Below are 20116 nucleotides of genomic sequence, written 5' to 3'. Positions count from 1 at the left end.
CATTCTCTTTCTCTTCATAGGTTATGCAAGGAAGCATCAATTGGTTTCCTGTAGGAAAAGCGGACATGGTTTTTTTACTGAAAATCAGCTATAATGAGGAGATGAGCAAAAAGGCATTGCCTTAAGGAGTGAAAACATGAAAGAAACAAAATTTACGACATATGAATTAAAGCCTTTTATTATAGATGCTATTCATGAACTAGGCTTTTATGAGCCGACTGATATTCAAAAAAGAATCATCCCTGCTGTTTTAAAAGGAGAAAGCGTGATTGGCCAGTCACAAACAGGAACAGGAAAAACTCATGCGTACTTACTGCCGCTGATTCATTCAATTGATCCAAGCAAAGAGCAGGTACAAGTCGTGATTACTGCGCCTACAAGAGAATTAGCCAATCAAATTTTCAAAGAAGCTCAAACGATTTTAAAGAATGCTTCTCCAGAAGAAGAGATCAAAGCAAAGCTTTACATTGGTGGAACGGACAAGCAGAAATCGATTCAAAAGCTAAAAAACCAGCCGCATTTGGTTGTCGGCACACCTGGACGTATTGCTGATCTCATTCATGAGCAGGCGCTGAATGTTTACAAAGCGACCTCTCTTGTCATTGATGAAGCGGATTTAATGCTGGATATGGGATTTTTAGAAGATGTGGACCGTATTGGTGCACAAATGCCAGAACAGTTGCAAATGCTAGTGTTCTCTGCAACCATCCCAGAAAAACTAAAGCCTTTCCTGAAAAAATATATGGACAATCCAAAGTATGCGCATGTTGAACCAAGACGGATTACAGCAGAAAACATTCAGCATATTTTAGTTCCATCTAAACAGCGTGATAAATTAAAATTGCTCCATGAAATGGTGACGAATGTACAGCCATATTTAGGGATCATTTTTGCCAATACAAAAACAACTGTTGATGAAATCGCATCGTTCCTACAAGAAAAAGGAATGAAAATCGGTGTGCTTCATGGCGGTTTAACGCCGCGCGAACGTAAAAAAGTCATGAAACAAATTGAAGATTTGGAGTTCACTTATATTGTGGCATCTGATCTTGCAGCTCGCGGAATTGACATTAAAGGCGTCAGCCACGTGATTAACTATGAGCTACCATCTGATCTTGATTTTTATGTGCACCGCGTTGGAAGAACAGCTCGTGCTGGCTCATCTGGAATTGCCATGACCATTTATGAGCTGGCTGATGAGGATGCACTCATTCAAATTGAGAAAATGGGCGTTGTGTTTGAAAACAAAACCATTGTTCATGGTGAATGGCGAGATGCAGATGACCGTCTGAAGCGTCAAAGACGTAAAAAAGCACCAAATGAAATTGAAGAAAAAGCAAAACGTCTTGTGAGAAAACCGAAAGCCGTCAAACCTGGATATAAAAAGAAAATGACACGTGAGATGGATAAAATCAAAAGACAGGAACGTAGAAAGTCAAAGCGTAATGGAAAGTAGGGGGAAACATTGTTAAAGATTGGTTCACATGTATCCATGAGCGGAAAACATATGCTTCTTGCAGCGAGTGAAGAAGCTGCCTCTTATGGTTCGAATACGTTTATGATTTATACAGGTGCACCGCAAAATACGCGCCGCAAAAAAATCGAAGACCTCAATATTGAAGCTGGACAAGCGCATATGAAAGAGCACGGCATGACAGATATCGTCGTCCATGCTCCGTATATTATCAATATTGGAAACACAGTGAATCCCGCGACATTTGAGCTTGGCGTAGACTTCCTGCGCTCTGAGATCGAGCGTACGGAAGCGCTAGGTGCAAGACAAATTGTTCTTCACCCAGGTGCGCATGTTGGAGCAGGGGCAGAAGCAGGGATTCAAAAAATCATTGAAGGCTTAAACGAAGTCATTGTGAAAGGTCAAGAGGTTCAAATCGCACTTGAAACAATGGCAGGAAAAGGATCAGAGTGTGGAAGAAGCTTTGAAGAGCTTGCCCAAATTATCGACGGCGTGACACATAACGAAGCTCTTTCTGTCTGCTTTGATACGTGTCACACGCACGATGCTGGTTACCCGATTGTGAGTGACTTTGATGGTGTATTAGAAGAATTTGACCGAATCGTCGGTATTGACCGAATCAAAGTTCTTCATATTAATGACAGTAAAAACGTACAAGGCGCAAGAAAAGACCGACATGAAAATATCGGTTTTGGTGAAATTGGTTTCGATGCACTGAACTATATTGTGCATCATCCGCAGCTTCAAGATGTGCCAAAAATTCTAGAAACGCCTTATGTAGGTGAAGATAAAAAGAACAAAAAACCACCTTACAAATTCGAAATTGCGATGCTGAAAGAAAAGCAATTTGATGAAGGCTTACTAGATAAAATTACAGGTCAATAAAAAAGGATATAAACATGTTGAGGTGCCGCTAAATGCGGCCCTTTTTTGCTTAACTTGTAAACTGGTTAAACAAATCATTCACAGTCTGTGCTGTCTGTTTAGAAGTAATCGCTTCCACTTGCTTAAGGAGCCGGTTACGCTCTGAATCATTAAAAATATTGATGTTTTTCCCGTTCATGAGTTTGGCAACCTCAGCTGCTTGATGTGACGTTAAACTAACGCCATACTGTTTCGCATACCTTAACAGATCATTTGCTGTGATCTGATTGAGCCGCTGCAGGACAATTTTTTGGATTAAAATCAATTCCATTCCTCCCCTCTGTAACAATGTATGGGCGAAAACGGAAAATGTGCAAAAAATTTTATTTTATTCTGTGAAATGATAAAATAGTAAAGTGAATAAAATGTTCATTGAAAATTTAACATGTGTAGAAGGGAGAACGTATGGCAAATAGTAAACAGCATAGAAAGGAATCAGTGCCTCATTTTATTTTGAGAATTTTCCTGATTCTAGTAGGGGCTGCATGTGCAGCAGTCAGCATTGAATTATTTTTAGTGCCAAACAATATTATTGATGGGGGCATCATCGGCATTTCGCTAATTTTGGATTATCTCTTTACAGATAACCCGTTTATTAATTTTGCGACGATTGTTGTCATTTTAAATATTCCATTTATGATATCAGGATACAAGCATATTGGGAAAACCTTTCTGGTTTCCACTGTGATTGGGATTGTCAGCTTAGCCGTGATCGAATCTTCACTTCATCATGTGGAGGCATTTACAACACAGCCGATCTTAGCCACTGTATTTGGCGGGCTATTACTTGGATTTGGTGTTGGACTTGTCATCCGTAATGGAGGCTCAATGGATGGAACAGAGATTTTAGGAATTCTTTTGACGAAAAAAATCCCTTTCTCCGTCGGTGAGTTTGTTATGATCGTCAATGTGTTCATTTTTATTTGGGCGGGCTTTGTTTTCGGACCAGAGCAGGCTATGTATTCTGTCATGACATATTATTTGGCAATGAAAACAATTGATGCTGTCATTCAAGGGCTTGATGAAACAAAAGCTGTCATTATCGTATCAGATCATTATGATGAAATTTCAGATGCGATTCTGCATCGACTCGGCAGGGGAACGACAAAGCTGAGAGGAAAAGGCGGCTATACAGATGAAGAAAAAGATGTCATCTACGCCGTTGTCACAAGGCTTGAAATTACAAAGCTGAAATCCATCGTATTTGAAATTGATGACCAAGCATTTATCACGATTATGGATACGCATGAAACAAAAGGCGGTAAGTTCAAAACAGCCATTCATTAGCTTTTATTTTACTTTTTTATCTTTCTTTTATATAATGAAATGTATGTATGGACGGAGAAAATGGCAAAAGCCATTTTCTTTTTGTTGTATAAATCGTAATCATTCTTTTTATATTGATTAAAGGTGGAAAGATTCATGGCAAAGCCAATTATTGAAATGAAGGACATTTCGTACTCATATGGACAGCGAAATGTCATTGATCACATTCATTTAACAGTAGAGGAAGGAAACTTTCTAGCACTTGTTGGACCGAATGGTTCTGGTAAAACAACCTTATTAAAATGCCTGCTTGGGCTCATTAAACCGCAGCAAGGGGAATTAAAGCTATTTGGCACGCCTGTTTCAAAATTTAGAGACTGGGATCAAATTGGATTTGTTTCTCAAAAGGCGAATAGCTTCAATACGGGTTTCCCTGCTTCTGTATATGAGGTCGTCGCAAGCGGATTGACCGCGAAAATTGGTTTGTTTAAACGAATGAGCAAGCAGGATAAATGGCAAGTGGAAGATGCCATTCGCTCAGTTGGTATACAAGATTTAAAGCATCAAAACATCGGGGAGCTATCTGGCGGTCAGCAGCAGCGCGCATTTATTGCCCGTGCGCTTGTCAGTCAGCCAAAGCTGCTCATTTTGGATGAGCCCACAGTTGGGGTAGACCAGCGGACAGTAGAAGGCTTTTATCAGCTGCTCGAAACATTGAACAAAGAAAAAGGAATGTCTTTAATTCTCGTCACACACGACGTTGGCACCGTTTCCGATAAAGTCACCCATGTGGCTTGTTTAAATCAGACACTGCATTTCCACGGGGATGCAGAAGCGTTTGATTCGATGGATGATCAGGCGCTATCCCAATTTTACGGGCATGACATTCAAGTGATTCATCACGACCATCACCATCATGGGGGACATGAATAATGCTATTTCCATTTTTTCATTATGAATTTTTACAAAATGCGTTTATCGCAGGGTTACTGATTGGTTTTATTGCGCCCTTACTTGGTGTATTTATTGTCGTCAGAAGGCTCTCGCTTATTGCAGATGCCCTCAGTCACGTATCACTTGCCGGTATTGCCGCAAGTCTATTTCTTGATAAAAAGTTTGGCCTTTTGACAGGGGTAAGCCCGCTGTACTTAGGGATGGCTTTTTCTGTTGCTGGTTCATTGTTTATTGAACGTCTGCGCTCCGTGTATAAGCATTATCAGGAGCTTGCCATTCCCATTATTTTATCAGGGGGAATTGGGATCTCCGTCATCTTCATTTCACTAGCGAATGGCTTTAATACAGATTTGTTTAGTTATTTATTCGGAAGTGTCAGTGCGGTGTCAAGACTCGATCTTTGGATTATTGTAGGGATCTCACTCGTTGTTGTGTTAGTTGTTGTGCTTTTATATAAAGAATTGTTTTTGCTTTCTTTTGATGAAGAGCATGCAAAGGCTTCTGGTATTTCAGCAAAATGGATTCATTTTATTTTTATCTTAGTCGTTGCACTTGTCATTGCGGCATCGATGCGTATCGTCGGTACACTGCTTGTGTCGGCGCTCATGACGCTTCCTGTTGCGGCAAGTATCCGCATTGCCAAAGGATTTAAACAGGCGATTTTCCTTTCGATCTTGTTTGGTGAATTGTCGGTATTAGCCGGATTGATTTTAAGCTATTATCTTGATTTAGCGCCAGGCGGAACCATTGTGATGCTGTCTATTTTGATTTTAATCGGGTGTATTAGTATTGGGAAATTCAGAAGGGGGAATCAACATGAACGTACAAGAAGCGCTTGATTTATTAAAGGAAAAAGGCTACAAATATACAAGCAAACGTGAAGATATGCTTCAATTGTTTTCTGATTCTGATAAATATTTGACCGCTAAAAATGTGCTGACGGCACTAAGTGAAGATTACCCGGGTCTTAGCTTTGATACAATTTATCGAAACTTGTCACTATATGAAGACCTTGGAATATTAGAAACAACGGAATTGTCAGGGGAGAAACTATTCCGTTTCAAATGTTCATTTTCCCATCATCACCATCACTTTATTTGTCTTACATGCGGGAAAACAAAAGAAATCGATGCCTGTCCTATGGACAAGCTTGATGCCGATCTAGAGGATTATCATATTAGCGGACATAAATTTGAAATATACGGAACGTGTCCTTCCTGCGAACCGAAGGAAGTTCACTCGTGAAAAAGCCAGCCATGAGCTGGCTTTTTTGTTTTGTCATTTGAAAACGTTTTACAAAGAGAGGCTGTTTCATTAAAATGAGATCAAGGTAATACAGCGTGCAATTTGAGTCTTTTGGAGTAAAGGGAGGGGTCAAAAGTGGCTTATTACGTCGTGTTTGATGTAGGCGGGACGAGAACGAAACATGGATTAATGGATCAGGATGGAAAGCTGGTCACTAGTGGTGACTATCAGACGAACTGTCGGCAGCTTGAACCGTTTTTAGAAGCAATGGCGGGTGTGGTCAGGGATTATCAAAGGAAGCAGGATGTCAGGGGTATCGCCATCAGTCTTCCAGGCTTTGTGGACAGTGAATCAGGTTATACAGAATTTGCAGGCGCCATCATCGCCTTAAATGGTCAAAATGTAAAAACACTTTTAGAAGAGAAGACATCTCTTCGTGTAGAAGTGGAAAATGATGCGAACTGTGCAGCTCTCGCAGAAAAATATAGCGGCCATGCGAAAGAGTGTGACAGCTTTATTTGTATGACGCTTGGCACAGGTGTTGGCGGTGGTATTTTCGCTGGTGGTCAGCTTGTGCGTGGGGCTTCCTTTCGCGGCGGTGAATTTGGCATGATGCTGACAGAAACAGACAATGGACAATTTACAACACTCAACAGCAGCGCTTCAACGGCTGGACTCATTCGCAGCTATAAAGAAAAGCAAGGAATTCCGCAAAGTACACAAATAGACGGACAAGACATTTTTGAAAAGGCGAAGCACGATCCGTCCATTGAAAAACTGGTGGATCAGTGGTACAAGCGAATCGCCATTGGCATTTACAATGTAGCAACCGTCCTCAATCCAGAAAAAATTCTCATTGGCGGCGGCGTGAGCGCAAGACCAGATTTACTATCAAGTATTGAGAAACACCTACATACACTGCCTGCGTGGAAGAACATTCAGGTGAAGCTGGAAACGTGTTATTACTTGAATCAGGCAGGCATGAAGGGAGCGTTGTACCATTTCCTCATGAAAGAAGGGCAGCTTGCTCCATCGAAAAAGCCGATACATTAAACGTATCGGCTTTTCTACCCTAATAAGCAGCTTGCAGACTTTGTTCATATTGTTTGATCCATTGAGACGCTTCGTGCCAGTTGTTTACGCGAATAATTCTGTCGTCAATTGGCATCTGGTTATAAGGGGAGTTAAAAAGTATAACCGGGATGTCTGCCTCTTTTGCAATCATTGTGGCATTGCCGTGATGGTCTTCAAAAAATACATCAATCTTGTGCTTTTGAACGGCTTCCAGCTTATGATGACCGCCAACCAGCTCAATGTCATCATAATGCACGTCATGTTCTTGAAACCACTTGTAGGTGATATCTGAATGCTGCTGCCTTCTTGCTGTAATATAAATCAATTTGTGCTGCTGCTTCATTTGGTCGAGGATTTCTTTAGCACCCTCAGCAGGCTTTGCCTGTTTATAAATAAGAGGCTCATGCTCATTCATCCAGCCCCAAAATTCTTCTTGAGAAATCTTTAAAAGCTTCGTCAAATCATATTCTGTCATATCATCTAGTGTCATGGCACATTGGAACGACTCGTTTAAATAGGGAACAAAGGTGTCCTGCGCCGTCACTGTACCATCAATATCAATTCCTAAACGTAACATGCCCACACTCCTCATTTTTATACTCTTAAAGTGTAACATAATCATTTCACAATTCCAGCAAGTTTTAGCAAACATGAAACAGACATTTTTGCTCATACTAAAAAAGCTCCTTTCTATTAACCAAAAGGGGGAATTGATCATGGAAAGAGACGAGGATTTCAGAAGAAATGATCGTGAAATCGACACACACTTTAGTAATGATGATGGCTATTTAGAGGAAACAGCTGCTGAAATTGCAGAGCCATATCAAGCATCAAGAGATCGAGAAGATAGACGAGGACGTGACCATGCAGGTGACGATTCGGGCAGTAAGGGGATAGGCTATACAGCACTCGCGATTGCGATTATCTCATTATTTGTCTTGCCGGTGCTATTAGGGGTAGCGGCCATCGTCGTTGGTTATATTGCACGAAGAAAAGGAGCACATGCGCTTGGCGCGTGGTCAATCGGGATCGGAATTGTTTCCGTCATCCTAGGCATATTTATCACCCCGTTCTTTTAACAAGGACAGAAAAACGCCTGACAATGACGTCAGGCGTTTTTTGTTATGCATTCGCTTGTTTTTCTTTTTCAGCTTCCATTTTCGCATAATGTTCTTCAGCGATTTTATCGATTTCTTTTTTCAGTTCTTCGACCATTGTTTCTTCAGGTACTTTACGAACAATTTCACCTTTACGGAACAATAATCCTTCGCCTCTAGCACCTGCGATGCCGATATCTGCTTCACGCGCTTCACCTGGACCATTTACAGCGCAGCCGAGGACTGCTACTTTAATCGGAGCTTTGATTTTAGAAATATATTCTTCGACTTCATTTGCAATGCTGATAAGGTCAATTTCAATTCGTCCACAAGTTGGGCAGGAGATTAGTGTTGCTGCATTTGATGCAAGACCAAATGATTTCAACAATTCACGTGCTACTTTTACTTCTTCAACTGGGTCAGCACTTAATGAGATACGGAGTGTGTTCCCAATCCCCATATTCAAAATAGCGCCAAGTCCAGCTGCACTTTTAACTGTACCTGCAAATAACGTACCTGATTCTGTAATCCCAAGATGAAGAGGATAATCAAAGGCTTTAGCCGCTTTTTCGTATGCCTCAATTGCAAGGTTTACATCAGATGCTTTCATACTGACGATGATGTCATGAAAGTCTAGGTCTTCTAGAATTTTAATGTGATGCAGTGCACTTTCGACCATACCATCTGCAGTTGGGTAGCCGTATTTATCAAGAATCTTTTTCTCTAATGAACCAGCGTTTACCCCAATACGAATTGGAATGCCTTTTTCTTTTGCTGCTTTGACAACAGCTTCAACTTTTTCTCTTCTTCCAATGTTTCCTGGATTGATTCGGATTTTGTCTGCGCCTGCTTCAATCGCTTTCAGTGCAAGCTTGTAGTCAAAATGAATATCCACAACAAGCGGGATGTTAATTTGTTTTTTAATGTCCGCAATTGCATTTGCTGCACGCTCATCTGGACATGCGACACGCACGATTTGACAGCCTGCCTCTTCTAAACGTTTAATTTCAGCGACTGTCGCTTCGACATCATGTGTTTTGGTTGTTGCCATACTTTGAATGACAACCTCATTATTTCCACCTATAGTTAAAGGTCCCACTTTGACGGGACGCGTTTTAGTACGATGTGTGACTTCACTCACTTGTCAATCGCTCCTTAGTGTACAAGCAATTCTTTGCCGTGTACGTCGTGTTTTACAGTTCATATTGTAACAGTCTCTTCGTATGAATGACAAGGAATTAACGTTTTATCTCTTATAGACAGGAAACTTATATGTACTGCCTGCTCTGATTTCGTTCGCTTTCACACCTTGATTCAGCTCCTCGAAATCTTTAATGACATCATCAAGTGGCTTGCTTGTATGTACGATGGAGAGGACCGTTTCACCTTGTTTTACCGTAACGTTCTTATATGTCTTTTTCTCAGCTGTTTGAAGGGCACTTGCTGGAACGGCTGGGTTTTCCTCAACAGGAATGGTTCCATTTTTTAAATCAAAAAAGATAATAAAGAGGACAAATAAACTGATTAGTAAAAAAAGAATTCGCCGCATTTTACTCACCGCTTTTAAGAGTTTACTTCAGTCTATGCATGTCCTGAAATGATAGAACCAAAAAAGAGGAGAAAAGCTGGAAAGGATGGTTCTAGTTAGTTCTAGTATGTCTTGTAATAAAACTGCTTGGGTCGTTGGTGTAAATAGGAGAGCAATCTCATATGACGATTATGATAAAATAAGAAAGGGGGGAGATTTTATGAAGAAAGTTAGTCAGCATATATATGTGAGAACACTAACAGAAAATGATGCAGAAGCACTGTTAACATTAGAACTTGAGAATCGCTCATATTTTCAGGAATTTACACCTTTGATCAAAGATGATTTCTTCACGTTACCTCGTCAAATTGAACGAATTCAGCGGAGTAGGCAAAGAAGTGAACAAGATGAATCATACATGCATGGTATTTTCTTAAATGAAACAGGTGTCTTAATTGGGACGATCTCTTTAAGTTCTGTCGTAAGAGGTCCGATAGAAGGAGCTTGGCTCGGGTATGTACTCGATCAAAGGCAGGGCGGAAAAGGATATATGACAGAAGCCATTCGTTTAATCATTGACTATGCCTTTTATGAGTTGAATCTCCACCGGATTGAGGCTGGAGTAAAGCCGAGTAACAGGGGTTCCATTCGTGTGCTTGAAAAGACAGGTTTTGAAAATGAGGGACTAAATCGTAAAAAAGTAAAGATTAACGGAGTGTGGGAGGATCATTATTTATTTGCGATCATCCATCCAGATGAGTCCTAGCGTATGAACATACATAAAAAGCTCCTCCGAGACGGGGGAGCTTTCATTGTGTAGACAAATCCTTATTGGATGGATCATTTGCTTTTTTTGCAGGTATTTCTTTTACCACAAGATATAAAAAGATAAAGTTAATGACCCAATTTAATAAAAATGAGTTTGCAACAGGTGTGTTTAATGCACTCATGATAGCGAAAAAGACCGTTGTTAATGTGAGTGAATAAGCGGAGAGCTTCCAAAGCATTTGGAAAGACAGCTCTTTTTGCTGCATTCGTTTAATAAATGTACCAAGCATTGCAAGGAATGTTGCGCTAATAAACATGAGCGCCGCAGTTGATAAATATAGCAGTACACAGATGACAGGGATAATAATCGCTTGGTTCTGATTTGTGACGCGAGCAAGTTCGTCTTTTGTCAGCGTTCCGCCAAGGAGCTGGTATGGAATATCTGTCATTTGCCCATCAATCGCAATCACTGCTTTTTCCTTTAATAAAGCAATGGCTGTTTGCTTTGATTCAAGTTCACTTGCTTTTATTTTTTCAGCAGGATCAAAGATGATCGTAATGCCGTTTTCTTCTTTTTCTATTGGTGCACTTTGATCCGCTTGAAGCTTTCCTTTTTCAATTGAAAAGTCGGGTAAATCTTTTTTGATCACGTGCTGAAATCCTGACATCGCATTCGAGATCTCTTGACTCATGTGATATCCCTGAGGAACTGCTGCGATAATTGAAAGGATAAAAATGAATAAAATCGCTTTACCGATCCCTGTAAATCTTGCTTTGGCAATATTTTTTGGTGAATAAATTCCTTTTAACAATAGATTAAATACGTTCAATACCCATTCACTTCCTACATTCTTTTCTATTTCTCATATTGTATCAATGTCTATCCATCAAGTACAAGTATGGCCCTCATCACTGGTTAAGATAGAAGGAATGAGGCATAATGTATACAGCAAATAAAAAGGAGGAGGCAGGGTCTTGGATGTGCTGTATTGGATACTGATTGGCTGTGCATTTATCATTGCGTTTGTTGGACTGGTTTATCCAATTATTCCGAGTGTGGTCTTTATGGTACTCGGATTTATTCTATATGGCTTCTTCTTTAGTTTCGAGCCGCTTACACTGACGTTCTGGCTCATTCAAGCGATGTTTACTGCCGTCTTATTTGCGGCGGATTATGTCTCAAATCTTATAGGGGTCAAGCGCTTTGGCGGCAGCAAGGCAGCTATTTGGGGAAGCACCATTGGGTTATTAGCTGGTCCTTTTGTGATCCCCATTGCAGGAATTATTATTGGTCCATTTCTCGGGAGTGTCATTGCAGAGCTCCTTGTTCATCAAAAAGATTTGAAGACGAGTGTGAAAGTCGGATTAGGCTCATTAATTGGATTTGTATCAGGTGTTTTTGCAAAAGGATTGATTCAAGCGCTGATGCTGGGCATCTTTTTATTTTATGTCCTTCGCTAAGTTGAAAAAGGGTGTTTAAAACTTTATCTAAAGGGCTAAAGACAAAATAAACACTGAAATGTTTCAGAACATGAGCAATAACGTTGAAACAAGCTGTTTCTTTTGATACTCTTTGAGTAGGGTGAATTGCTGACTTACAAAGGAAGCATTTCAGTACATACATTTTAAGGAGGAAATTAACCATGGCTTTTAAACTTCCAGAATTACCATATGCTTACGATGCATTAGAACCACATATCGACAAGGAAACAATGACGATTCACCACACAAAACACCACAACACATATGTAACAAACTTAAACAAAGCAATCGAAGGTGTATCAGCTCTTGAAGATCAATCAATTGAAGAGCTAGTGGCTAACTTAAACTCAGTGCCTGAAAACATTCGTACAGCTGTACGTAACAATGGCGGAGGACATGCAAACCACTCATTATTCTGGACGCTTCTTTCACCAAACGGTGGCGGCGCACCAACTGGTGAACTTGCAGATGCAATCGAAAAAGAATTAGGCGGATTTGAAAAATTCAAATCTGATTTCGCTGCAGCAGCTGCAGGACGCTTTGGTTCTGGTTGGGCATGGCTTGTTGTGAACAACGGAAAACTTGAAATCACAAGCACGCCAAACCAAGATTCTCCTTTAACTGAAGGAAAAACGCCAATTCTAGGACTAGACGTTTGGGAGCATGCTTACTACCTAAACTACCAAAACCGTCGTCCTGATTACATTTCAGCATTCTGGAATGTTGTGAACTGGGATGAAGTAGCTCGCCTTTACAGCGAAGCAAAATAATGATTTGATTCTAAAAGACCTGCTTTCAAGAGAAGCAGGTCTTTTTATATTTTCCCTCCTTTTTTTACATATCTGCCTTTTGATGAGACAGACTATTGTGTAGAAAAGGAGAATGAATTGTATGAGCAGATTAAAGAAAATGTTCGGGGACATGGATGTTACAAGAGATTTATTGCTCCTCCTCACGATTGGCGGGTTATACGCACTTGCCATTGCGCTTTCAAATACGTTTGTAAATGTGTACTTATGGAAACAGTCTGGGAAATTCACGGATCTTGCGATTTATAACTTGGCCATTGTGGTGCTTCAGCCCATTACGTTTTTATTCGCTGGCCGGCTCGCTAAAAAAATAGACCGGGCGTTTGTCCTTCGTTTCGGTGTCATCTTTTTAGCCGCTTTTTATTTAATTGTTTTAATGGCAGGAGAACAAGCGGCCGCACGGCTTGTTTTATTGGGAAGTGTCCTTGGGATTGGCTATGGTTTTTACTGGCTTGCTTTTAACGTACTCACCTTTGAGATCACCGAGCCTGAAACAAGAGACTTCTTTAATGGGTTTCTCGGGGTGCTTTCCTCAACTGCCGGCATGATCGGTCCTCTCATTGCGGGGATTGTCATTTCTCAGTTAACGGATGATACAGGCTACACAGTCATTTTCACATTATCGCTTTTTTTGTTTTCACTAGCGGTTGTGATGAGCTTTTTCCTCAAAAGAAGACAGTCAAAAGGCAAATTTATCATCAAACAAATTTGGAAAGAACGCCATGCAGACGAGAACTGGCGTAGGATTACATCAGCACACTTTTTTCAAGGGCTTCGTGAAGGGGTCTTTGTCTTCTTAATCAGTGTCTTCGTGTTTATTGCAACAAACAGTGAGCTTGCTCTCGGGACGTTTGGTTTAGTGAATTCAGGTGTTGCGTTTTTTGCTTATTTCTTCGCTACGCGTTTGATTAAGAAAAAGTGGCGGAAGAAGGCGATTATGCTTGGCGGTCTGATTTTATACGGCGCCCTGTTTTTAATCGTCTTCCACTTGTCCTATGTTTCACTTCTCATGTATGCGGTAGCGATTGCAATAGGATATCCGCTCCTGCTTGTTCCTTATGTATCCTTAACATATGATGTCATCGGCCATGCAAGGTATGCCAGAAAGGCCAGAATTGAATATATTGTGGTCAGAGAGCTATTTTTAAATGCCGGCCGTATTAGTTCGATTATTTTGTTCCTGTTGTCTGTCACCTTACTAGGTGATGAGCTCGGAATCCCAGCATCTCTTGTTGTGCTCGGGGCGGGACATACCCTCATTTATTATTTTGTAAAAGATATTCATTTAAAAGAAAAAACAGCTGATATGAAAGAGGCTGACGGTCAAAAGCCAGTTTCTCACACGAACCTTATTAAGGGAGAAAGGTAAAATTTCTTACCAATGGAACATCAAATTTCTAGATAAATGATAGAAAAACCGCTAAAATGATGATGGCACCTTTTAAACACAAAAAGGGGTGCCATTTCTTTCTTGATAGAAAAGGTGATGTGATGAGAAACAAGAAAAACAAAAAAGACGCGAAGGAAGGGCGCAAAACACTTCCGATCCGGCTGAATTTATTATTTTTAGCCGCGTTTATTATTTTTACCGGCGTTGTCGTTAGACTCGGGTTTGTGCAAATTGTCAATGGAGAAGATTATAAAAAGCAGGCAGAGAAACAAGAGGATGTGAATGTCAGCTCATCTGCTCCGCGCGGAAAAATTTACGACCGAAACTACAATACGATTGTCAGCAATAAAGCGCTAAATGCCATTACATATACGAGAACCTCGACGACTTCACAAGAAGAGCGGCTCAAAGTGGCATCAAAATTAGCGGATATGATTCATGTGAGTACGAAAAAAATCACAGATCGTGACAAAAAAGATTTCTGGATCTTAACGCATCCAAATGAAGCGAAAAAGCTTGTTCAAAAGGAATCAGAATTAAAGGGTGACGATAAGGTCTCTGATGATAAACTATATGAGCTTCAGCTAAAACGCATCACAGACAAGGAATTAAATCAACTGACGAAAAAAGATTTACAAGTGCTTGCCATTAAAAGGCAGATGGATGGAGGCTATGCACTGACGCCTCAATTTATTAAAAATGAAGATGTAAAGCCGAGCGAAATTGCTTACGTCTCTGAGCATTTGGACGAGCTGCCAGGTGTTGATGTAACGACAGACTGGTCACGCAGCTATCCGTATAAAGGACTGCTCCGCAGTATGCTTGGCAGTGTGTCCTCGAGTGATGAAGGTCTTCCGCAGTCACTTCTTGAGCATTATCTATCACTCGGCTACAGCCGAAATGACCGTGTAGGAAAAAGCTATCTTGAATATCAATATGAAGATGTCCTGCAGGGCCAAAAGGAAAAAGAACAGAGTACAACTGATAAACAGGGCAATGTCACAAGCTCTAAAGTGTTAACAGAAGGTAAGAGCGGGAAAGACCTTGTGCTGACAATTGACATTCAGCTGCAAAAAGCGGTTGAAAAAATTATTGAAAAGAACTTGAGAAGTGCGAAACAAAGAGGGGGAACTGAGCTTCTTGATCGCGCATTTGTTGTCATGATGGACCCGAGAAATGGAGAGGTTCTCTCTGTTGCGGGTAAGCAGATTTCAAACAAAAACGGAAAATACAAGTTCGATGACTACTCATTAGGAACGATGACATCCTCATATGCGATGGGATCAGCTGTAAAAGGGGCAACGGTACTGACCGGATATAAAACAGGCGCTATTCATATTGGAAGTACCCAGTATGATGAACCTCTCTATATCGCTCAGTCACCGCCAAAGAAATCCTATCAAAATATGGGACTCATTAATGATTTAACAGCACTAGAGCGTTCATCAAACGTGTATATGTTCAAAACAGCGATCGCTATTGGGAAAAGCGAATATCGTAAGAATCAGCCGCTCCCAATTGATCCGAAAGCATTTGATACGTTCCGCTACAATTTCAGTAAATTTGGCCTTGGCGTCAAAACTGGTATTGACCTGCCAAACGAGGCAACGGGCTACAGAGGAACGTCTACACAATCGGGTCTCCTACTTGACTATGCGATTGGACAGTATGATACGTTTACACCGCTGCAAATGGCGCAATACGTTTCAACCATTGCAAATGGCGGGTATCGTTTACGTCCGCAGCTTGTCAAAGAAGTGAGAGAGCCAGATCCGCAGCGCGGCATTGGAGCTGTGACAGAATCCGTCAAACCGGATGTATTGAATAAGCTAGACATGACAAGTGATCAAATCAAGCGTGTCCAGCAAGGCTTCAAGCTTGTGATGCAGAACCCAAGAGGGACAGCTTATTCAAACTTTGGCAACAAAAAGTATAATCCAGCTGGCAAAACAGGAACCGCTCAATCATTCTATGACGGTCCAATTAAAAGCAAGCGCGGTACACCGACGTATAATACAACTCTTGTAGCATACGCGCCTGCTGATAATCCTGAAGTGGCCATTTCCGTTGTCGTCCCGTGGGTGTATCAAGACTACAACCAGCGCTATCCAATTACAAACGATATTGGGGAACAAGTATTAGACAAGTACTTTGAACTGAAATCAAAACAGGAAAGCAATGATACACAGGCGAAAAACAAAAACAAAATTGAAAATGAAGCAGAAACAAATAACTAGACCTTTCATAGGTAAAAACGCTCACTTTTTGTGGGCGTTTTTTTACGTTTTCTTCAAAAATTCCGATATAAATTGACAAAATTCATAAAAAACGCCGCAATTTCTCTACAAAACTTCGACATTTACAAAACCTTAACATTCCATTTAAACGAAATTAATAAAGAACCTTTAATGTATTACTCGTAGGACAAATTATTCAGGGGGTATTCTTGAAATGAAAAAGAACAAATTATGGCTGCTTACTTTCCTTACTATCGCATTGTTAGCATTCGTCACAGCATGCGGAAACAGCAGCTCAAGCGGGGATTCAAAAGACAGTAAAGGAAATGCTTCAAACAAAGATGAGGCATCAGGTTCCATTACCATCTCAGGATCATCTGCGATGCAGCCTTTAGTTCTTGCGGCAGCAGAAAAATTCATGGATAAACATCCAAAAGCCGATATTCAAGTACAAGCCGGCGGTTCAGGAACAGGACTTTCTCAAGTTTCAGAAGGATCTGTACAAATTGGTAACTCAGATGTATTCGCTGAAGAGAAAGACGGAGTCGACGCAAAAGCTTTAAAAGACCACAAAGTAGCAGTTGTTGGAATGGCCGCAGCTGTAAACCCTGAAGTGGGTGTCAAAGACATCACAAAGGACGAATTGAAAAAAATCTTCACTGGTAAAATCAAAAACTGGAAAGAGCTTGGCGGGAAAGACCAAAAAATCACGCTTGTTAACAGACCTGATTCTTCAGGAACTCGTGCAACATTTGTGAAATATGCACTTGATGGTGCAACACCTGCAGAAGGAATCACAGAAGATTCTTCAAACACAGTGAAAAAACTGATTGCAGAAACACCAGGTGCGATTGGATACCTTGCATTCTCTTATTTAACAGATGACAAAATTACACCGCTTAGCATTGATGGTGTGAAACCAGAAGAAAGCAATGTAGAAAGCGGTAAATATACAATTTGGGCATACGAGCACTCTTATACAAAAGGTGAGCCGGAAGGTCTAGCAAAACAATTCTTAGATTACCTTATGAGTGACGAAGTACAAAAAGAAATCGTCAAAGATCAAGGCTACATCTCAGTCTCTAATATGAAAGTAGAAAGAGACGCAGCAGGCAAACAATCAGATAAGTAAGAGGTCTTGAATTGCTGATGAAGGAAAAGTGGAGCATTTCACTTTTCCTTTTATGACATTCATAGGAGTGTAGAAAAAAATGAAGCAGATAGAACATACAGAAGCGAGCGATCGGCTGATCAGCTCGAAGAAAAATAGGCAAATGGATGAAGTAAGAGGAAGTATTTTGGTGAGATTCTGCGCATTCTTAATGATTGCAGTATCCATCGCCATTACCATCTTCCTTGGCATTAAGGGTTTACAATCTTTCATCGTAAATGGTGTAAGCCCAATTGAGTTCTTAACCAGTATCAATTGGAACCCAACAGCAGAAAACCCGGAGTACGGTGCATTTCCATTTATCTTTGGATCGATCGCCGTCACGCTTCTATCGGCACTTATTGCAGCGCCGCTAGGCATCGCAGGAGCGATCTTTATGACAGAAATTGCACCTGCATGGGGCCGGAAAATTCTCCAGCCAGTCATTGAATTGCTTGTAGGGATTCCATCCGTTGTTTACGGATTCATAGGTCTTACAGTATTGGTGCCGTTTATTGGACAATTCAAGTCAAGCGGCTCAGGGCACAGTTTGTTAGCGGGAACGATCGTTCTGTCTATTATGATTTTGCCAACCGTTACATCTATTGCAACTGATGCAATGGCTTCCCTTCCAAAAAGCTTACGTGAGGGATCGTATGCACTTGGCGCAACAAGATGGCAAACGATTAGACGTGTGCTTGTACCAGCAGCTCTTCCAACATTAATGACAGCTGTCGTTCTTGGGATGGCGAGAGCATTTGGAGAAGCCCTTGCCGTTCAAATGGTCATTGGAAACACACGTAATTTACCAGAGAGCATTATGGATACAGCTGGTACATTAACAACCATTATTACGTTAAACATGGGTCACACAACGTATGGAAGTGTTGAGAACAATACACTTTGGTCAATGGGGCTTGTCCTTCTAGTTGTATCGTTTATGTTCATACTCATTATCAGATACTTGTCGTCTAGGAGGAAGATTTAATGAATAGCAAAATGACCGATCGTTTTGCCACGATTGTTTTTGGATTATGTGCCGCCATTATTACGGCGATCCTAGTTGGTTTGTTTTCTTATATCATTTTCAACGGGGCAAAAGAATTAAACTTTGACTTTTTGACAACTCGCTCAAGTGCGATTGGCTCTGGCGGCGGCATTAGGGACCAACTGTTTAACTCGTTTTACATTTTGTTTATTACAATGCTGATCACAGTACCACTTGGTGTCGGCGGCGGAGTGTACATGGCTGAATATGCGCCTCAAAACAAAGTCACTGATTTTATTCGCACATGTATTGAAGTGCTGTCTTCACTTCCTTCCATTGTCATTGGTATGTTTGGTTTACTCATGTTTGTCAATTTAACAGGCTGGGGCTATACAATCATCGGAGGAGCTCTTGCGCTCACGGTGTTTAACCTGCCAGTGATGGTCAGGGTGACAGAAGACGCGCTTCGCTCTGTACCGAAGGATCAAAAGGAAGCATCACTAGCGCTTGGTGTGACGAAATGGCATACAGTGAAGACGGTCCTGATTCCAGGTGCGATTCCTTCTATTATTACCGGTGCGATTTTAGCATCAGGAAGAGTTTTCGGGGAGGCAGCAGCGCTTCTTTTCACAGCAGGTCTCACCACACCGCGTCTAGATTTTACAAACTGGAGTCCATTTTCTGATACGTCACCGCTGAATATTTTTAGACCGGCAGAAACATTAGCCGTTCATATATGGAACGTCAATACACAAGGAATCATTCCAGATGCAGAGGCCATTGCAAATGGTGCATCAGCCGTACTTGTGCTTTCAGTTTTAGTATTCAACTTAGCAGCTAGATGGCTTGGTTCATTTATTCATAAGAAGCTTACGTCAAAATAATGTGAGAAAGGTGTGAAGGGGATATGGTTCAAATGCTAGCAGAAAAAAAAGAGATTGCAGCAAAAAAGGCTCCACTTCAAGCAGAACAGATTTTACAGGTGCAGGATTTAAGCATTTATTATGGGGAAAAAAGAGCGGTCAATCACATTTCATTTGAAATTGAGAAGAACGCAATTACCGCATTAATCGGCCCATCTGGCTGCGGGAAATCAACCTTTTTACGCAGCATTAACCGCATGAACGACTTGATCCCAGGTGCGAGAAGTGAAGGGGCGATCATGTACGAAGGGCTCAATATTTTGGATGACCGCATTAATGTGGTCAATTTAAGAAGAGAAATCGGCATGGTTTTCCAAAAGCCAAACCCATTTCCTAAATCGATCTACAATAACATTACCCATGCATTAAAGTATGCGGGAGAAAAAAGAAAATCAGTGCTTGATGATGCGGTAGAGGAAAGCTTAACAAAAGCGGCGCTTTGGGATGAGGTCAAAGATCGTCTGCACCGCTCAGCTTTGTCATTATCCGGCGGTCAGCAGCAGCGCCTTTGTATTGCCCGTACACTTGCGATGAAGCCCAGCGTTCTTTTATTAGATGAACCTGCTTCTGCCCTAGACCCGATCTCAAATGCAAAAATTGAAGAGCTATTATCAGATTTGAAAAATGATTATTCGATCGTCATTGTGACTCACAACATGCAGCAAGCGTTACGTGTATCTGATCATACGGCCTTTTTCCTAAACGGTGATCTAGTAGAATATGATGCCACTGAACGTATCTTTACACGTCCTGCGCAGCAAAAAACAGAAGACTATATCAATGGTCGATTTGGATAAGGCGGGTGGA

22 protein-coding genes are annotated in these 20116 nt (G+C 41.0%); 17 read left to right on the top strand and 5 right to left on the bottom strand.

The features are described 5' to 3' along the window. Positions 1–136: 136 nt before the first annotated feature. Both QR42_RS11345 and QR42_RS11340 read left to right on the top strand, forming a co-directional pair. Positions 137–1456 (top strand): DEAD/DEAH box helicase, encoded by a 1320-nt coding sequence (locus tag QR42_RS11345; RefSeq protein WP_024423009.1) that lies wholly within the window; start codon positions 137–139, stop codon positions 1454–1456. A gap of 9 nt (positions 1457–1465) precedes the next feature. After that, complete coding sequence (locus tag QR42_RS11340) at positions 1466–2359, top strand: deoxyribonuclease IV (RefSeq protein WP_039180018.1); 894 nt, start codon at positions 1466–1468, stop codon at positions 2357–2359. Positions 2360–2408: 49 nt separating this feature from the next. On the opposite strand, the gene QR42_RS11335 is transcribed toward QR42_RS11340, so the two are convergent. Further along, entirely contained in the window at positions 2409–2663 is a 255-nt protein-coding gene (locus QR42_RS11335) for a DUF2624 domain-containing protein (protein WP_024423008.1), read from the bottom strand. Between the two features lie 140 nt (positions 2664–2803). Here QR42_RS11335 and QR42_RS11330 point away from each other — a divergent pair, with 140 nt between their 5' ends. The 5 genes from QR42_RS11330 to QR42_RS11310 all read left to right on the top strand — a co-directional run bounded on the left by QR42_RS11330 (position 2804) and on the right by QR42_RS11310 (position 6916). Continuing rightward, positions 2804–3685 carry a YitT family protein gene (locus tag QR42_RS11330; RefSeq protein ID WP_039180016.1) on the top strand — a complete coding sequence of 294 codons (882 nt, stop codon included), beginning with the start codon at positions 2804–2806 and terminating at the stop codon, positions 3683–3685. 135 nt (positions 3686–3820) lie between these two features. Next, positions 3821–4597, top strand: coding sequence for a metal ABC transporter ATP-binding protein (locus tag QR42_RS11325; RefSeq protein WP_024423006.1), 777 nt, complete (start codon positions 3821–3823; stop codon positions 4595–4597). Next, on the top strand, positions 4597–5457 hold the full coding sequence (locus QR42_RS11320; protein ID WP_024423005.1) for a metal ABC transporter permease: 861 nt from the start codon (positions 4597–4599) through the stop codon (positions 5455–5457). The genes QR42_RS11325 and QR42_RS11320 overlap by 1 nt, the downstream gene beginning before the upstream one ends. Then, positions 5435–5863, top strand: a complete 429-nt coding sequence (locus QR42_RS11315; protein WP_003217433.1) for a zinc uptake transcriptional repressor Zur — start codon at positions 5435–5437, stop codon at positions 5861–5863. Before QR42_RS11320 ends, QR42_RS11315 begins: the two co-directional genes overlap by 23 nt. 135 nt (positions 5864–5998) lie before the next feature. After that, a complete protein-coding gene (locus tag QR42_RS11310) occupies positions 5999–6916 on the top strand; it encodes an ROK family protein (RefSeq protein WP_039180014.1) in 918 nt (305 codons plus the stop codon). 19 nt (positions 6917–6935) lie between these two features. On the opposite strand, the gene QR42_RS11305 is transcribed toward QR42_RS11310, so the two are convergent. Next, on the bottom strand, positions 6936–7514 hold the full coding sequence (locus QR42_RS11305) for a 5' nucleotidase, NT5C type (protein WP_039180012.1): 579 nt from the start codon (positions 7512–7514) through the stop codon (positions 6936–6938). A gap of 139 nt (positions 7515–7653) precedes the next feature. Here QR42_RS11305 and QR42_RS11300 point away from each other — a divergent pair, with 139 nt between their 5' ends. After that, on the top strand, positions 7654–8016 hold the full coding sequence (locus QR42_RS11300; protein WP_039180010.1) for a DUF308 domain-containing protein: 363 nt from the start codon (positions 7654–7656) through the stop codon (positions 8014–8016). Positions 8017–8059: 43 nt separating this feature from the next. Here the strand turns inward: QR42_RS11300 and ispG are convergent, their stop codons facing one another. Together ispG and QR42_RS11290 are read right to left on the bottom strand one after the other, a co-directional pair. After that, complete coding sequence (gene ispG / locus QR42_RS11295; protein ID WP_024423001.1) at positions 8060–9175, bottom strand: flavodoxin-dependent (E)-4-hydroxy-3-methylbut-2-enyl-diphosphate synthase; 1116 nt, start codon at positions 9173–9175, stop codon at positions 8060–8062. Between the two features lie 105 nt (positions 9176–9280). Then, positions 9281–9583, bottom strand: coding sequence for a hypothetical protein (locus QR42_RS11290; protein ID WP_039180007.1), 303 nt, complete (start codon positions 9581–9583; stop codon positions 9281–9283). 199 nt (positions 9584–9782) lie between these two features. Here QR42_RS11290 and QR42_RS11285 point away from each other — a divergent pair, with 199 nt between their 5' ends. After that, positions 9783–10328, top strand: coding sequence for a GNAT family N-acetyltransferase (locus tag QR42_RS11285; protein WP_039180006.1), 546 nt, complete (start codon positions 9783–9785; stop codon positions 10326–10328). A gap of 43 nt (positions 10329–10371) precedes the next feature. Here the strand turns inward: QR42_RS11285 and QR42_RS11280 are convergent, their stop codons facing one another. Then, on the bottom strand, positions 10372–11160 hold the full coding sequence (locus QR42_RS11280) for a DUF1189 domain-containing protein (RefSeq protein ID WP_039180004.1): 789 nt from the start codon (positions 11158–11160) through the stop codon (positions 10372–10374). A gap of 145 nt (positions 11161–11305) precedes the next feature. Between QR42_RS11280 and QR42_RS11275 the strand changes: the two genes are divergently transcribed. The 8 genes from QR42_RS11275 to pstB all read left to right on the top strand — a co-directional run bounded on the left by QR42_RS11275 (position 11306) and on the right by pstB (position 20106). Beyond that, the gene (locus tag QR42_RS11275; protein WP_039180001.1) at positions 11306–11791 is read left to right on the top strand and encodes a DUF456 domain-containing protein; all 486 of its coding nucleotides are present in this window, start codon (positions 11306–11308) and stop codon (positions 11789–11791) included. 182 nt (positions 11792–11973) lie between these two features. Continuing rightward, entirely contained in the window at positions 11974–12582 is a 609-nt protein-coding gene (gene sodA / locus QR42_RS11270) for a superoxide dismutase SodA (RefSeq protein ID WP_007501264.1), read from the top strand. A gap of 121 nt (positions 12583–12703) precedes the next feature. Beyond that, a complete protein-coding gene (locus QR42_RS11265; protein ID WP_039179998.1) occupies positions 12704–13990 on the top strand; it encodes an MFS transporter in 1287 nt (428 codons plus the stop codon). Positions 13991–14112: 122 nt separating this feature from the next. Continuing rightward, on the top strand, positions 14113–16248 hold the full coding sequence (locus QR42_RS11260; RefSeq protein WP_039183202.1) for a peptidoglycan D,D-transpeptidase FtsI family protein: 2136 nt from the start codon (positions 14113–14115) through the stop codon (positions 16246–16248). A gap of 214 nt (positions 16249–16462) precedes the next feature. Further along, positions 16463–17380, top strand: coding sequence for a phosphate ABC transporter substrate-binding protein (locus tag QR42_RS11255; RefSeq protein ID WP_039179996.1), 918 nt, complete (start codon positions 16463–16465; stop codon positions 17378–17380). Positions 17381–17459: 79 nt separating this feature from the next. Then, positions 17460–18386 carry a phosphate ABC transporter permease subunit PstC gene (pstC, locus tag QR42_RS11250; protein WP_039179990.1) on the top strand — a complete coding sequence of 309 codons (927 nt, stop codon included), beginning with the start codon at positions 17460–17462 and terminating at the stop codon, positions 18384–18386. Continuing rightward, positions 18386–19270: a phosphate ABC transporter permease PstA gene (pstA, locus tag QR42_RS11245; RefSeq protein WP_039179988.1), complete on the top strand. Its 885-nt coding sequence runs from the start codon at positions 18386–18388 to the stop codon at positions 19268–19270. Before pstC ends, pstA begins: the two co-directional genes overlap by 1 nt. A 23-nt stretch (positions 19271–19293) precedes the next feature. Then, entirely contained in the window at positions 19294–20106 is an 813-nt protein-coding gene (pstB, locus tag QR42_RS11240; RefSeq protein ID WP_024422992.1) for a phosphate ABC transporter ATP-binding protein PstB, read from the top strand. The last annotated feature ends 10 nt before the right edge of the window (positions 20107–20116 follow it).

This window comes from Bacillus sp. WP8, from assembly GCF_000800825.1.
GTDB lineage: Bacteria > Bacillota > Bacilli > Bacillales > Bacillaceae > Bacillus > Bacillus safensis.
This window is presented reverse-complemented; position numbering and strand designations above follow the sequence as displayed.